General features: G+C 74.0%; 15 protein-coding genes. All 15 read right to left on the reverse strand.

Going from position 1 to position 15,174, the window contains the following annotated elements; all coding sequences use genetic code 11:
- Positions 1-237: 237 nt before the first annotated feature.
- Positions 238-1,020, reverse strand: a complete 783-nt coding sequence (gene dapB, locus E4P43_RS18725) for a 4-hydroxy-tetrahydrodipicolinate reductase (RefSeq protein WP_135147034.1) — start codon at positions 1,018-1,020, stop codon at positions 238-240.
- A 48-nt stretch (positions 1,021-1,068) separates the two neighbouring features.
- On the reverse strand, positions 1,069-1,395 hold the full coding sequence (locus tag E4P43_RS18730; protein ID WP_245159249.1) for a VanZ family protein: 327 nt from the start codon (positions 1,393-1,395) through the stop codon (positions 1,069-1,071).
- Positions 1,396-1,411: 16 nt separating this feature from the next.
- Positions 1,412-2,773: a pitrilysin family protein gene (locus E4P43_RS18735; protein ID WP_245159250.1), complete on the reverse strand. Its 1,362-nt coding sequence runs from the start codon at positions 2,771-2,773 to the stop codon at positions 1,412-1,414.
- Positions 2,770-5,025: a polyribonucleotide nucleotidyltransferase gene (locus E4P43_RS18740; protein WP_135147036.1), complete on the reverse strand. Its 2,256-nt coding sequence runs from the start codon at positions 5,023-5,025 to the stop codon at positions 2,770-2,772. The genes E4P43_RS18735 and E4P43_RS18740 overlap by 4 nt, the downstream gene beginning before the upstream one ends.
- Positions 5,026-5,294: 269 nt before the next feature.
- Positions 5,295-5,564 carry a 30S ribosomal protein S15 gene (gene rpsO / locus E4P43_RS18745; protein ID WP_113799341.1) on the reverse strand — a complete coding sequence of 90 codons (270 nt, stop codon included), beginning with the start codon at positions 5,562-5,564 and terminating at the stop codon, positions 5,295-5,297.
- Positions 5,565-5,711: 147 nt separating this feature from the next.
- A complete protein-coding gene (locus E4P43_RS18750; RefSeq protein ID WP_135147037.1) occupies positions 5,712-6,680 on the reverse strand; it encodes a bifunctional riboflavin kinase/FAD synthetase in 969 nt (322 codons plus the stop codon).
- Positions 6,681-6,694: 14 nt separating this feature from the next.
- A complete protein-coding gene (locus E4P43_RS18755) occupies positions 6,695-7,834 on the reverse strand; it encodes a branched-chain amino acid aminotransferase (RefSeq protein ID WP_209313966.1) in 1,140 nt (379 codons plus the stop codon).
- 76 nt (positions 7,835-7,910) lie between these two features.
- Positions 7,911-8,240: an antibiotic biosynthesis monooxygenase gene (locus tag E4P43_RS18760; protein WP_135147038.1), complete on the reverse strand. Its 330-nt coding sequence runs from the start codon at positions 8,238-8,240 to the stop codon at positions 7,911-7,913.
- A 71-nt stretch (positions 8,241-8,311) separates the two neighbouring features.
- Entirely contained in the window at positions 8,312-9,229 is a 918-nt protein-coding gene (truB, locus tag E4P43_RS18765; RefSeq protein ID WP_135147039.1) for a tRNA pseudouridine(55) synthase TruB, read from the reverse strand.
- Positions 9,226-10,551 (reverse strand): MATE family efflux transporter, encoded by a 1,326-nt coding sequence (locus E4P43_RS18770; protein WP_135147040.1) that lies wholly within the window; start codon positions 10,549-10,551, stop codon positions 9,226-9,228. Before E4P43_RS18770 ends, truB begins: the two co-directional genes overlap by 4 nt.
- A complete protein-coding gene (locus E4P43_RS18775) occupies positions 10,548-11,576 on the reverse strand; it encodes a bifunctional oligoribonuclease/PAP phosphatase NrnA (protein ID WP_245159251.1) in 1,029 nt (342 codons plus the stop codon). The genes E4P43_RS18770 and E4P43_RS18775 overlap by 4 nt, the downstream gene beginning before the upstream one ends.
- Positions 11,573-11,815, reverse strand: coding sequence for a hypothetical protein (locus E4P43_RS18780; RefSeq protein ID WP_135147041.1), 243 nt, complete (start codon positions 11,813-11,815; stop codon positions 11,573-11,575). The genes E4P43_RS18775 and E4P43_RS18780 overlap by 4 nt, the downstream gene beginning before the upstream one ends.
- Entirely contained in the window at positions 11,812-12,324 is a 513-nt protein-coding gene (gene rbfA, locus E4P43_RS18785; RefSeq protein ID WP_135147042.1) for a 30S ribosome-binding factor RbfA, read from the reverse strand. Before rbfA ends, E4P43_RS18780 begins: the two co-directional genes overlap by 4 nt.
- Before the next feature lie 72 nt (positions 12,325-12,396).
- Complete coding sequence (locus E4P43_RS18790) at positions 12,397-12,693, reverse strand: DUF503 domain-containing protein (RefSeq protein ID WP_135147043.1); 297 nt, start codon at positions 12,691-12,693, stop codon at positions 12,397-12,399.
- 37 nt (positions 12,694-12,730) lie between these two features.
- Entirely contained in the window at positions 12,731-14,566 is a 1,836-nt protein-coding gene (gene infB, locus E4P43_RS18795; RefSeq protein ID WP_245159252.1) for a translation initiation factor IF-2, read from the reverse strand.
- Between the last annotated feature and the right edge of the window lie 608 nt (positions 14,567-15,174).

Genomic DNA, 15,174 nt, shown 5'->3' on the forward strand with positions numbered 1-15,174 from the left:
CGCTGTTGAGTTCTCAAGGAGCGGACGCGCAGAAACTCGACCCTTCCGGGCTTCGTCCCTGGCTGGATGTCCAACTCTACGCCGGTTTCCGGTCGGCCCGCTACCCGCAGGCCCCGGTCCGGCGGCCTTTCCGGGCCGCGCGGCGCATGGAGAAGCATACACGAGGTTCTGGGGTGGTGTGCAACCCCCTGGAACGCGTCCCCGGTCACACGGCCGGCGGTCCGGAACGGGCCGGCGTCAGAGGCCGAGGAAGCTCTCCAGCCCGACCGTCAGACCCGGGCGGCGGCCGATCTCCCGGACGGCCAGCAGCACGCCGGGCATGAACGACGCCCGGTCGAACGAGTCGTGCCGGATGGTCAGGGCCTCCCCCGCCGCTCCGAGCAGCACCTCCTGGTGGGCGACCATCCCGGTGAGGCGCACCGCGTGCACCGGGACGCCCTCGACGTCGGCGCCGCGGGCGCCCGGGAGGGAGTCGGTCGTGGCGTCCGGCGCCGGCGGCAGGCCGGCGGCACGGCGGGCGGCGGCGATCAGCCGGGCGGTGCGGACGGCGGTGCCCGAGGGGGCGTCGACCTTGTGCGGGTGGTGGAGCTCGACCACCTCGACCGACGGGAAGAACCGGGCCGCCTCCTGGGCGAAGCGCATCAGGAGGATGGCGCCGATGCCGAAGTTGGGGGCGATCACGACACCGAGCTCGGGCTTGGGCTCCAGCCACTCGGCGACGGTGGCCAGCCGCGCCTCGTCGAACCCGGTGGTGCCGACGACGCAGTGGATGTTGTTGTCGATGCAGAACCGGATGTTGTCCATGACCACGTCCGGCCGGGTGAAGTCCACGACCACCTGCGCGCCGGCGTCGGCCACGTTGAACAGCCAGTCCCCGTCGTCGACCATCGCGACCAGCTCGAGGTCCTCGGCGTCGTTGACCGCCTTGACCACTTCGGTACCCATCCGGCCCCGGGCCCCGAGCACCCCCACGGGGAGGAGCGAGGAGGTGGACGGCGTCTGCGGGTCGGTCGTGGTCACGCGGTCAGGTTTCCCGGACGACGTCCCTGATGCAAGGCGACCGGGCGGTCAGCGCGCCCGCCGGGTGAACGCCGACCACAGGAGGAGACCCAGCACGGCCCCGGCGACGTCGGCGAGCCCGTCGGCGACGGACGCGGAGCGTCCCAGGGCCGTCGCGCCCTGCAGGACCTCGCTCCCCACGGCGTAGGCGACGAGCCCGAGCAGCAGCGGCAGCCGGGCGAGCCCGGCCCACCGGCCGCTGAGGGCCAGGGCGGCGAAGACCACCAGGTGCACGACCTTGTCCGTCCCCGGGGGTGCCGTCGGCACCCCCGAGGCGGGGAGGAACAGGACGACCAGCGAGACGAGCACCGCCACCCCGAAGGCGACGCGCGGCAAGGCCCCCGGCACCGTGTCAGAGCTTGTCGAGGTCGGACTCGCGGTAGGGCCCGACGACGGCCAGGCAGGTCTCGCGGCCGAACAGCTCCGTGGCCACGGACCGCACCTGGTCCTCGTCGACGGCGTCGATGCGGGCCAGGACGTCGCGCACCGGGACGTACTCGCCGTAGGACAGCTCGCTCTTGCCCAGCCGGCTCATGCGCGAGCCGGTGTCCTCCAGGCCCAGCACGAGCCCGCCGCGCAGCTGGCCGCGCGCTCGGGACACCTCCTCGGAGGTCAGCCCGTCCGCCGCCACCCGGTCCAGCTCGGCGCGGATCAGCCGCAGCACCTCAGGCACCCGCTTCTTGGAGCAGCCGGCGTAGACCGAGAAGGCACCCGCCCCGGCGTAGTGGCTGAGCGCCGAGCCGACGCTGTAGACCAGCCCCCGCTTCTCGCGGATCTCCTGGAACAGCCGCGAGCTCATGCCGCCGCCGACCGCGGCGTCCAGCACCGCGGCCGCGTACCGCCGCTCGTCGTGCCGGCCCATGGACGGCGCCCCCAGCAGGAGGTGCGTCTGCTCGGTCCGGCGGGAGATGAGCCCCGCGCGACGGGCCGGGCGCACCAGCTCGACGTCGCCGGTGCGCAGCGGCGCCGGCTCGGCCGTCCCCGACAACCGGTCCCCGAAGGCCGCCCGCACCAGGTCGAGCACCTGCTGGTGGTCGACCCGGCCGGCCGCCGTCACGACGATCGACGGGACGGCGTACCGCGACCGGTACCACCCGTCGACGTCGTCGCGGGTGAGCCCCTCGATCGACTCCACCGTGCCCAGCACCGAGCGGCCCAGCGAGGTGTCGCCGAAGAGGGTCTCGGCGAACAGGTCGTGCACGGCGTCGGCGGGCTCGTCGTCGCGCATGGCGATCTCCTCGAGCACCACCGTGCGCTCGGACTCCAGGTCCGCCGCGGTGTTGGTGGCCTCGGTGACCAGGTCGGCCAGCAGGGTCACCGCCAGCGGCAGGTCGCTGGCGAGCACGTTCGCGTAGTAGCAGGTGTGCTCCTTGGCGGTGAACGCGTTCATCTCCCCGCCGACCGCGTCCATGGCCGTCGCGATCTCCAGCGCGGAGCGCGACGCGGTGCCCTTGAACAGCAGGTGCTCGAGGAAGTGCGACGACCCGGCGACCGTCGGCGTCTCGTCCCGCGAGCCGACGCCGACCCAGATCCCGAGCGTCGCCGAGAGCACTCCCGGCATCGTCTCGGTGAGGACCCGAAGGCCCCCGGGCAGCGTGGTGCGCTCCACCCGGCCGCCGACCTCGTCGAGGTCGAGCAGCGCGGTCTCCCCTACGGGAACCGGGGCGGGTGCATGCGCACCCGCCCCGGTTCCGATCACGTCAGACGTGGTCACTCACCCGCAGGTGCGGCCTCGGCCGCGGCGGGAGCGGCGTCCGAGCCCTCGCCCTCGGCAGCGACCGGCTGGAGGCTGATCTTGCCGCGGGCGTCGATGTCGGTGATCTCCACCTGCATCTTGTCGCCGACGTTCGCGACGTCCTCGACCTTGGCGATGCGCTTGCCGCCACCGAGCTTGCTGATGTGGACCAGCCCGTCCTTGCCCGGGAGCAGGGAGACGAAGGCGCCGAACGGCGTGGTCTTGACGACCGTGCCGAGGAACCGCTCGCCGACCTTGGGCATCTGCGGGTTGGCGATGGCGTTGATCCGGTCCACCGCGGCCTGCGCCGAGGGGCCGTCGGACGCGCCGACGTAGATCGTGCCGTCGTCCTCGATGGTGATGTCGGCGCCGGTCTCGTCCTGGATCGCGTTGATCATCTGGCCCTTGGGGCCGATGACCGCACCGATCTTGTCGACCGGGATGCGCACCGTGGTCACGCGCGGGGCGTACGGGCTCATCTCATCGGGGGCGTCGATCGCCTCGTTCATCACGTCGAGGATGTGCAGCCGGGCCGCGCGGGCCTGGGTCAGCGCACCGGCGAGCACGTCGGACGGGATGCCGTCGAGCTTGGTGTCCAGCTGCAGGGCGGTGACGAAGTCACGCGTGCCGGCGACCTTGAAGTCCATGTCACCGAAGGCGTCCTCGGCACCGAGGATGTCGGTCAGCGCGACGTACTCGGTCTTGCCGTCGACCTCGTCGGAGACCAGGCCCATGGCGATGCCGGCGACCGGGGCCTTCAGCGGCACACCGGCGTTGAGCAGGGCCAGCGTCGAGGCGCAGACCGAGCCCATCGAGGTGGAGCCGTTGGAGCCCAGCGCCTCCGACACCTGGCGGATCGCGTAGGGGAACTCCTCGCGGTCCGGCAGCACCGGCACCAGCGCCCGCTCGGCGAGCGCGCCGTGGCCGATCTCGCGGCGCTTGGGCGAGCCCACGCGGCCGGTCTCACCGGTGGAGTACGGCGGGAAGTTGTAGTTGTGCATGTAGCGCTTGCGGTTCACCGGCGACAGGGTGTCCAGCTGCTGCTCCATGCGGAGCATGTTCAGCGTGGTGACGCCCAGGATCTGGGTCTCGCCGCGCTCGAACAGCGCCGAGCCGTGCACCCGCGGGATGACCTCGACCTCGGCCGACAGCGGCCGGATGTCGGTCAGGCCACGGCCGTCGATGCGGACCTTGTCGCGCAGGATGCGCTGGCGGACGACCTTCTTGGTCAGCGCGCGGAAGGCACCGGAGATCTCCTTCTCGCGGCCCTCGAAGCGGCCGGCCAGGGCGGCCTTGATCTCGTCCTTGAGGGCGTCGGTGGCGTCCTCGCGCTCGTGCTTGCCGGCGATCTGCTGCGCCTGGGCCAGGCGGTCGCCCACCTCGGCCTCGACGGCGGCGTAGACGTCGTCCTGGTAGTCCAGGAAGCGGGGGAACTCGGCGACCGGCTTGGCGGCCTTCTCCGCCAGCGCGGACTGCGCGTCGCACAGCGCCTTGATGAAGGGCTTGGCGGCCTCGAGGCCCTGCGCCACGACCTCCTCGGTCGGGGCGGGCGCGCCACCGGCGACGAGCTCGATCGTCTTCTCGGTGGCCTCGGCCTCGACCATCATGATCGCGACGTCGCCGTCGGGGAGGACGCGGCCGGCCACGACCATGTCGAAGACGGCGTCCTCGAGCTCGGCGTGGGTCGGGAAGCCCACCCACTGGCCGTTGATCAGGGCGACGCGGGTGCCGCCGACCGGGCCGGAGAACGGCAGGCCGGAGAGCTGGGTGGACGCCGAGGCGCCGTTGATCGCGAGCACGTCGTAGAGGTGCTGCGGGTCCAGCGACATGACGGTGATGACGACCTGGACCTCGTTGCGCAGGCCCTTGGCGAAGGTCGGGCGCAGCGGGCGGTCGATCAGGCGGCAGGTGAGGATCGCGTCCTCGGACGGGCGGCCCTCGCGACGGAAGAACGAGCCGGGGATGCGCCCGGCGGCGTACATCCGCTCCTCGACGTCGACGGTCAGCGGGAAGAAGTCGAACTGCTCCTTCGGCTGCCGGCCGGCCGTGGTGGCCGAGAGCAGCATGGTGTCGCCCATGGTGATGACGACGGAGCCGGCGGCCTGACGGGCAAGGCGGCCGGTCTCGAAGGTGACCGAGCGGCTGCCGAAGCTGCCGTTGTCGATGACCGCGGTGGCGGTGGTGACGCCGTCCTCGGCGTCGAACTCGGCGGTGATGGTGGGTGCGGACATTCGTCCTTCTCTCTTCTTCGTCGCGGCGGCCTCGTGCCGGCCTGCGACTCCTCTTGCGGCGGGCGTCCGCCGTGTGCGTCCGGGTGACCGGTGCTCGATCGAAGCCCTCGGGAGCCGGGTCCCCACCAGGGGGCCGTGCCCGGGGGCCACTACCGAGGACCGGCCCGTCGCGGATCGCGTCGGGTGGGCTCGCCGTGGCCCGTGCGGCGGGTGCCGCACGAGAGAGGGGACCGTCCCGGCGTGAGCCGGGGGCGGTCCCCTCGACGTGCTTAGCGGCGCAGGCCGAGCCGCTCGATGAGCGAGCGGTACCGGTTGATGTCGGTCTTCGCCAGGTAGTTCAGCAGCCGGCGACGCCGGCCGACCAGCAGGAGCAGGCCCCGCCGGCTGTGGTGGTCGTGCTTGTGCGCCTTGAGGTGCTCGGTGAGGTCGCTGATCCGGCGGGTCAGCATCGCGACCTGCACCTCGGGCGAACCGGTGTCCTTCTCGACCGTGGCGTAGTCGGTCATGATCTGCTGCTTCGTCGCGCTGTCAAGCGCCATGGTTCGCCTCCTGGGCGGGTCACGTGTGGCCCTCGGTCTGACGCACGAGGGCAGGCTGCACACGCCGGTGGTACCGGCTGGTGCTCAGGCTACCAGCGCCGGCTCCGCTGACCGATCACGGTGCGTCGCCGTACGGGCCCGGACGGGTCAGGGCGCCTCGGGCAGGCCCAGCGCCCGGCGGGTGTCGGTGACGTCCTTCGCCATGGCGGCCAGCAGGGGGTCGATCCCGTCGAACGCGGCCATCGGCCGCAGCCGCGCGGTGAACTCCACCCCGACGTGCTCCCCGTACAGGTCGCCGCTGAAGTCGAGGGCGAACGCCTCGACGGTCCGGCGGGTGCCCTGGAACGTCGGGTTCGTGCCCACCGAGATCGCCGCGGGCAGCCGGTCGCCGCTGGCCCCGTCCTCCCCGCGGGTCACCAGGTGGCCGGCGTACACGCCGTCGGCGGGGATGGCGGTGTACGGCGGGGTCTCGACGTTGGCCGTCGGGTAGCCGAGCTCGCGGCCGCGGCGGTGGCCGCGCACGACGACGCCGTCGACACGGTGCGGCCGGCCCAGCGCCCGGGCCGCGGACACCACGTCACCGGCGGCGACGCAGGCGCGGACGTAGGTGGAGGAGATGGTGACCTCGCCGTCGTCGGACGGGTCCTGCGCCAGGGGCACGCCCTCCACGGCGAAGCCGAACCGCCGCCCCTCCTCGGCGAGGGTCGCCACCGTGCCGGCCGCCTTGTGCCCGTAGGTGAAGTTCTCCCCCACCACCACCTGGGCGGCGTGCAGGCGCTCGACCAGTACCGTGTGCGTGAAGGTCTCCGGCGCCAGGCGGCTGAACTCCTGGGTGAAGGGCAGCACGCACATCGCGTCGACGCCGAGGCCCGCGACCAGCTCGGCCTTGCGGTCCATCGCGGTCAGGATCGCCGGGTGGGAGCCGGGGCGCACCACCTCCGCGGGGTGCGGGTCGAAGGTGAGCAGCAGGCAGGGACGGCGCATCGCCCGGGCCCGGGCGACCGCCGCGCCGATCAGCTTCTGGTGGCCCAGGTGGACGCCGTCGTACATCCCGACGGTGACCACGGTCCGGCCGAGGTCACCCGGGGTGGCCTCCAGCCCCCGCCAGCGCAGCACGCGACCAGCTCCGGTCAGGAGATCCGGTGCAGCCAGCCGTGGGTGTCGGCCACCCGCCCGTGCTGGATGTCGAGCAGCGTCTCGCGCAGCCGCATGGTCAGCGGGCCGGGCGTGCCGTCGCCCACGGCGAACTCGCCGCTGCGGGCCTTGACCTCCCCGACCGGGGTGATGACGGCGGCGGTGCCGCAGGCGAACGTCTCGGTGATCGAGCCGTCGAGCACGCCGTTGCGCCACTCCTCCAGGCTCACCTTGCGCTCGGTGACGCGGTGGCCCAGGTCGCGGGCCACGGTGATCAGCGAGTCGCGGGTGATGCCCGGCAGCAGGCTGCCGGACAGCTCGGGGGTGAGCAGCTCGGCGTCGTCGCCGGAGCCGAGGACGAAGAACAGGTTCATCCCGCCCAGCTCCTCGATGTAGGTCCGCTCGACCGCGTCGAGGTACACGACCTGGTCGCAGCCCAGGGCGCTGGCCTCCTGCTGCGGCAGCAGGCTCGCGGCGTAGTTGCCGGCGCACTTCACGTCGCCGGTGCCGCCGGGCGCCGCCCGCGCGTAGTCCTCGGAGACGTAGACCGACACCGGCTGGACGCCGCGCGGGAAGTACGCCCCGGCGGGGCTGGCGATGACCAGGAACAGGTACTCGTGCGCCGGCCGGACGCCGAGGAAGGACTCGCTGGCCAGCTGGTACGGGCGCAGGTAGAGGGTCTGGTCGGGGCCGGTCGGGACCCAGTCGCGGTCGGCGTCGACGAGCGCGTCGACGGCGGCGAGGAACGCCTCCTCCGGCACCGGCGGCATGGCCAGCCGCTCGGCGCTGCGGACGAAGCGCGCGGCGTTCGCCTCGGGCCGGAAGGTGGCGACGCTGCCGTCGGGCTGGGCGTAGGCCTTGAGCCCCTCGAAGATCGACTGCGCGTAGTGCAGCGCGGCGGTGCCCGGGTCCATCGGCAGCGGGCCGTACTGGGTGAGCCGGGCGTCGTACCAGCCGCGGCCCACCTGGTAGCGGGCCACGAACATGTGGTCGGTGAAGTAGCGGCCGAAGCCGGGGTCGGCCAGCAGCTCCTGGCGCTCGGCGGCGGACCGGCGGCGCACGTCCTCCACGACCACCGGCACGTCCGCGAGGAACATCCGCGAGGTGGTACGGCTGTCGGCGAGCGTCTCGGTCATGGCTCCTACCCGGCGTGCGAGGAAACGGCACCGACCCCGCGGGCGTGCGGAGCCGGTGCCGTCACAGTAGCCCGGGTCAGGCCTGGCTCTCCTTCGGCCCGGCCGTCTCGAGCACCTCGTAGGTCCAGACGTGCGCCGAGTGCGGCGCGGCCGAGGCAAGGGTGTCGCCGCCGCCGTCGTGGGCGCGGTCGAAGTCCTGCCCCGACTGCCAGGCCTCGTAGGCCTCGACGCTGCTCCACCGGGTGTAGACCAGGTACTGGTCGGTCCCCTCCACCGGACGCAGCAGCTCGAACCACTCGAACCCGGGGGTGCTCTCGACCGCACCGGCCCGGCCCCGGAACCGCTCCTCGAAGCGCTCCTGCTTGTCCTTCGGCACGGTGATCGCGTTGATCTTCACGACGCTCATGCCCCTCCCGTTCCCGCACCGCGTCCCGGCCAATCCCAAGATCAACCGGACGTGCCGTGCCGGCCGCCTCGTCAGGACGGGGGGAAGCCGACGACCACCTTCGCGCTGCGCCCGGAGTCCTCGACCAGCGCGGCCAGCCGGCCGTCGGGGTCGACCGCCGCGTGCAGCCCCTCGGCGCCGGTGGCGGGGATGCGCTGCCCGTACCCCAGCGCCCGCGCCTCCTCCTCGGTGAGCGCCCGCTCCGGGAACACCAGCCGCGCCACGTCGGTGAGCCCCAGGAAGCCCGGACCGCCGCCGGCGACCAGCGACGCGGCGGCGTCCTCGACCGGGCCGGCCTGCCCGACGGTGAACGGCCCCGAGGCCGTGCGGCGCAGGGCGGTCAGGTGCCCGCCGACGCCGAGGGCCGCCCCGGCGTCGCGGGCGATGGCCCGGATGTAGGTGCCGGCGGTGCAGTCGACCGTCACGTCGACGTCGACGAGGTCGGGCCCCGGGCGGCTGATGCGGTGCACCTCCAGCCGGTGCACGGTCACCGAGCGGGCGGCGAGCTCGACGGTCTCCCCCGCCCGCACCCGGTCGTAGGAGCGCCGGCCGTCGACCTTCACGGCGCTGACCGCCGACGGCACCTGCTGCAGCGGGCCGGTCTGCGCGGCCAGCGCCGCCCGGACGGCGTCGTCGTCGAGGTGCGCCGTGGAGGCGGCCGTGAGCAGCTCGCCCTCGCGGTCGTCGGTGACCGTGGACTGCCCCAGCCGGACCGTGGCCTCGTAGGTCTTGTCGTGCCCCCCGACGTACCCCAGCAGCCGGGTCGCGGTCCCGACGCCGAGCAGCAGCAGGCCGGTGGCCATCGGGTCCAGCGTGCCGGCGTGCCCGACCTTGCGCACCGACAGCGCGCGGCGGGCCCGGGCCACGACGTCGTGGGAGGTCATGCCGCCGGGCTTGTCGACCAGCAGCAGACCGGGCGGGACGTCGGCGTCCGGGCGTCTCGGGCTCACGCCCTCACACTCTCAGGCGCGCCCAGCCACCGGTCACCCGCCACCCGGACCAGGACGGCGACCAGACGCAGCGCGATGAACAGCGTCAGCCCGGTCCAGACACCGGCGAGGCCGAGGTCCAGCGGCCCGGCCAGCAGCGACAGCGGCAGGAAGCCGACCAGCGCGGAGGCGATCGTGACGGTGCGGAGGTAGGCGACGTCGCCGGCGCCCATGAGCACGCCGTCGAGGGCGAACACCACCCCGGCCAGCGGCTGGAAGCCGGCCAGGAACCACCAGACGACGGCGGCCTGCGCGAGCACCGCGGGGTCGTCGGTGAACAGCGGTGGCAGCACGTCGCGCAGCGCGAGCAGGGCGAGGGCGACGGCGCACCCGGTCACCAGCCCCCACAGCGCCACGCGGCGGGCGGTGGCCCGGGCCTCGTCCGGGCGCTGCGCCCCGAGCGCGTGCCCCACCAGGGTCTGCGCGGCGATCGCGTAGGCGTCGAGGACCAGGGCCAGGAAGAAGAAGAGCTGCAGCGCGACCTGGTGCGCCCCGAGCGCGGCGGTGCCCGACCGGGCGGCGACACCGGCGGCCACGAGGAAGGAGACCTGCAGGACCGCGGCGCGAAGCAGCAGGTCGCGGCCGATGACCAGCTGGCGCACGACCGCGGACGGGCGCACGCGCCAGGCGGCGTCCTCGCCCAGCAGCGCACCGACGAACAGCGCCGCCGTGAGGGCCTGGCCGGCGACGTTGGCCCAGGCCGACCCGGCCAGCCCGAGACCCGCCGGGTAGACCAGCAGGGGGCAGAGCACCAGGCTCAGCAGGCTGCCGGCGAGCACGTACCGCACCGGACGGCGCAGCTCCTGCACCCCGCGCAGCCAGCCGTTGCCCGCGAGGGACACCAGCAGCAGCGGGGCACCGAGCGAGGCGATGCGCAGCCACTGCTCCCCCGCGTCCGCCACCGGGCCCGCGCCCCCCGCCAGCACCCGGCTCAGCGGCCCGGCGAGCAGCTGGAAGAGCAGCAGCACGGCCAGGCCGAGGGCGAGCGCCAGCCACGTGGCCTGGACGCCCTCGGTGACCGCGCCGGCGCGGTCACCGGCGCCGGCCCGGCGGGCGGCCCGGGCGGTGGTGCCGTAGGCCAGGAAGTTCAGCAGCGCGGCGGCCCAGGCCAGCAGGCCGCCGCCCACGGCCAGCCCGCCGAGCGCCACCGTGCCGAGGTTGCCGACGACGGCGGTGTCGACGAGCAGGTAGAGCGGCTCCGCGGCCAGGACGACCAGCGCCGGCAGCGCCAGGGCCAGCACGCCGGGCGGCGCGGTGCGCGGTCCGGAGGACCGCGTGCTCATCGGGCGCGCAGCTCCGCGCGCAGCGCCTCGACGGTGCCCTCGCGGTCGAGGTGCGAGGTGTATCCGGCGGCCGCGCGGTGCCCGCCACCGCCCATCGCCATGGCGACCCGCGAGACGTCGGTGCCCCCGCGGGACCGGAGCGACACCGACCAGGAGCCGTCGGTCTGCCCCTTCAGGACGCAGGCGACGTCGGCCTCCTGGGTGGAGCGGATGACGTCGACCAGCGCCTCGAGCTGCTCGCCCGGCAGGCCGTGCTCCCCCGCCTCCGCGGCGCTGGACCAGGTCCACACCAGGCCGGCGCCGACGTCGGGCTCCAGGCTCGCGCGGCCGGTGACCACGGAGAGCAGCCCGAGCCAGCCGAACGGCGCGGTGTCGAACAGCCGGCGGCTGATGGCGGCGTGGTCGATGCCGGTGCTCAGCAGACGGGCGGCCAGCTCGTGGGTGTCCGGGCGGGTGCTGCCGAAGCGGAAGGAGCCGGTGTCGGCGGCCAGTCCCGCGTAGAGGCAGGTGGCCAGGTGCTCGTCCAGCGTGACGCCCAGCCCGTCGAGCAGGTCGGCCACGAGGGTCACCGTCGCGGGGGCGGTGGGGTCCACGACCCGCACCCGGCCGAAGCCGGGGTTGCTGGCGTGGTGGTCGACGACGACCGACGTCGCGGCGCGGTCCAGCAGCGGCGCCAGCTCACCGAGCCGGCCCGGGGAGGCGGCGTCCAGGCTCACGAACACGTCGGGCGAGGAGGGCACGGCGTCGGAGGGGACCAGCCCCTCGGCACCGGGGATCCAGCCGAGCGACGCCGGGAGCGTGAACGGCCCCGGGAACGTGGCGAGCACCCGCGCCCCGCGGCGGCGGAGCCCCTCCGCCAGGGCCAGCGTGCTGCCCAGCGCGTCGGCGTCGGGCTGCACGTGCCCGGACAGGACGACGGTCGCCCGCGCGTCGGCGGCCTCGGCCAGCACCGCGGCCGCCTCGCGGAGGGCGTCCCGGAGGTCCCCGCTCGCCGGTCCGCGCGGGGTCGTGGTCCCGGCGCTCACGCGCCCGGGTCGGGGTCGGCCACCCGGCCGCCCTGGTGCTCGGTGATGTCGCCACCACCGACCGGGTAGCCGGGACCGCCGTCGTCCGGCTCGTCCTCGGCGATGCTCGGCACCTCGCCGATCTCGCCGCGCTTGCCGCCGTCGGTCGGGTCGCCGTCGCCGGGGACCGCGGGGCCGCCCAGCGCGGACGCGCCCTGGCCCTCGGCCGGCTCGTACGGGTCGGGGTCGACTTCGCTCACGGTGCGCTCCTGGTCTCGACAGCGGCGTCCTCGCCCCTGTCATCGGCAGTGTCGGACGCGAGCAGGTCGTCGTCCTCGTCCTCGTCGTCCTCGGCCGGGCGACGGTACGGGTCGGCCTCCCCCGCGTAGCTGGCGCCCTCGCGCATGCGGGCGAGCTCGGCGTCGGCGTGCCGCACGCGCTCCAGCGCCTCGTCCAGCTCGCGGGCGGTGTCGGGGACCATGTCGGCGACGAACGTCAGCGACGGGACGAACTTGATGCCGGTCTGCCGGCCGACCGTCGACCGCAGCACCCCGGTGGCGCTGGCGAGCGCCTTGGCGGAGTCGGCGACCGCGGTCTCGTCGCCGTAGACGGTGTAAAACACCGTCGCCTCGCGGAGGTCGCTGGTCACCCGGGCGTCGGTGACGGTGACCATGCCGAGCCGGGGGTCCTTGATCTGGGACTCGATCGCGGCGGAGACGATCTGCCGGATGCGGACGGCCAGCTTGCGGGCGCGGGCCGGATCGGCCATCGGAGGACCTCCGGGGAACGGGGCGCAGCAGCGCCCGGACGGTGAGGATGGAAAGGGGTGGGCTCGCTGTGGCTAGGAGTCCGTGTCGCTGAAGAGCTGCCGGTGCGTCGACAGCAGCGTCACCTCCGGCCGCTCGGCCAGCAACCGCTCGCAGGCGTCGAGCACGTCGGTCACCTGGCCGGCGTCGCCGGCCACGGTGGCGACCCCGACCTGCACGCGCCGGTGCAGGTCCTGGTCGCCGACCTCGGCGGCCGCGACGGCGAAGCGGCGCCGCAGCTCGGCCACGATCGGCCGGACCACGGCGCGCTTCCCCTTCAGGGAGTGGACGTCGCCCAGCAGCAGGTCCGCGGTGAGGGATCCGGTGAACACCGGCTCACCCCTTCCCCGCTGCTGGGCGACCGAACACTCAGTCGCGCGGCTTCTCGCGCAGCTCGAAGGTCTCGATCACGTCATCGATCTTGATGTCGTTGAACGAGCCCAGGCCGATACCGCACTCGTAGCCCTCGCGGACCTCGGTCGCGTCGTCCTTGAACCGGCGGAGGGACTCCACCGTCAGGTTGTCAGCGACCACGGCACCGTCGCGGATGAGACGGGCCTTCGAGTTGCGGACGATCGTGCCGCTGCGGACCAGCGAACCGGCGACGTTGCCGATCTTCGGCACCCGGAAGACCTCGCGGACCTCCGCCGTGCCGAGCTGGACCTCCTCGTAGACCGGCTTGAGCATGCCCTTGAGCGCGGCCTCGATCTCGTCGATGGCCTGGTAGATGACCGTGTAGTACCGGACATCCACGCCCTCGCGGTTGGCGAGCTCGGTGGCCTGGCCCTCGGCCCGGACGTTGAAGCCCAGGACGATGACGTCGTCGGCCAGCGCCAGGTCGATGTCGCTCTTGGTGATGCCACCGACGCCGCGGTGGATGACCCGCAACGAGATCTCGTCGTCGACCTCGATCTTCATGAGCGCCTCTTCGAGCGCCTCGACGGTGCCCGAGTTGTCGCCCTTGATGATCAGGTTGAGCTGACGGGTCTCCTTGAGCGCCGCGTCGAGGTCCTCCAGGCTGATCCGCTTCCGCATGGACGCGTTCTGCGCGTTGCGGATGCGGGCCTGACGACGGTCGGCGATCTGCCGGGCGACGCGGTCCTCCTCGACGACGAGGAAGGTGTCGCCGGCACGCGGCACCGAGGTGAGGCCGACGACCTGCACCGGGCGGGCCGGCAGGGCCTCCTTCAGCTTGTTGCCGTGCTCGTCGAGCAGCGACCGGACGCGACCGTAGGCGTCGCCGGCCACGATCGAGTCGCCCTGGCGCAGCGTTCCGCGCTGGACGAGCACCGTGGCGACGGGGCCACGGCCCTTGTCCAGCTTGCCCTCGATGACGACACCCTGGGGGTCCTGCTCGGTGTTCGCGCGCAGGTCCAGCGAGGCGTCGGCGGTCAGCAGGATCGCCGCGAGCAGGTCGTCGATGCCCTGACGGGTGATCGCCGAGACGTCGACGAACATCGTGTCGCCGCCGTACTCCTCGGCCACCAGGCCGTACTCGGTGAGCTGCTGGCGGACCTTGGCGGGGTTGGCCCCCTCCTTGTCCACCTTGTTCACCGCGACCACGATCGGCACCTCGGCGGCCTGGGCGTGGTTGAGCGCCTCGACCGTCTGCGGCATGACGCCGTCGTCGGCCGCGACGACCAGGACGACGATGTCGGTGACCTTCGCGCCACGGGCACGCATCGCGGTGAACGACTCGTGACCCGGGGTGTCGATGAAGGTGATGGGCCGCTCCTCGCCCTCCAGCTCGGTGACGACCTGGTAGGCGCCGATGTGCTGGGTGATGCCACCGGCCTCGCGGGCCACGACGTTGGCGTCGCGGATCGCGTCCAGCAGCTTCGTCTTCCCGTGGTCGACGTGACCCATGACGGTCACCACCGGCGGACGCGCGGACCAGTCCTCCTCGTCGCCCTCCTCGTCACCGAAGGTGAGGTCGAAGGTCTCGAGCAGCTCGCGGTCCTCGTCCTCGGGGCTGACGACCTGGATGTTCCAGCCGATCTCGGCACCGAGCAGCTGCAGCGTCTCGTCGTTCACCGACTGCGTCGCGGTGACCATCTCGCCCAGGTGGAACAGGGCGGTGACCAGCGCGGCCGGCTGCGCGTTGATGCGCTCGGCCAGGTCGGTCAGCGAGGCACCGCGGGGCAGGCGGACGGTCTGCCCGTTGCCGCGCGGCAGGCTGACGCCGCCCATGCTGGGCGCCGCCATGGAGTCGAACTCCTGACGCCGCTGCTTCTTGCTCTTGCGCCCGCGGACCGGACCGCGACCCCCGGGACGCCCGAAGGCACCCGCGGTACCGGCACCGGAGCCACCGCGACCACGGCCACGGCCACCGCCGCCACCGCCACCGCGGAAGCCGCCACCGGCCGGCGCGCCGGCACCGGGGGCACCGCCACCGCCGCCGGGACGGAAGCCACCGCCGCCGCCGGGACCACCCGGGCGACCACGGCCGCCGGGACCACCGGGACCGCCACCGGGACGGCCGGGGCCGGCGGCGCGACCGGGCATCATGCCCGGGGACGGACGCTGCGGCATCATGCCCGGGTTCGGGCGCGGGCCGCCGGGGCCGGCCGCGGGACGGGGACCGCCGGCACCCGGGCCGGGACGGGGACCGCCGGGGCCGGGAGCGGGACGCGGGCCACCGGCACCCGGGGCGGGGCGGGGACCACCGGCGCCGGGAGCGGGACGCGGACCGCCCGCAGCCGGGCCGGGACGCGGCGCGCCACCGGCGGGTGCCGGACGCGGAGCGCTGCTGAAGGGGTTGTTGCCCGGGCGCGGGGCCGGACGGGGGCCCGGACGCGGGCCACCGGGCGCTG

Source organism: Blastococcus sp. TF02A-35, from assembly GCF_004571075.1.
Lineage (GTDB): Bacteria > Actinomycetota > Actinomycetes > Mycobacteriales > Geodermatophilaceae > Blastococcus.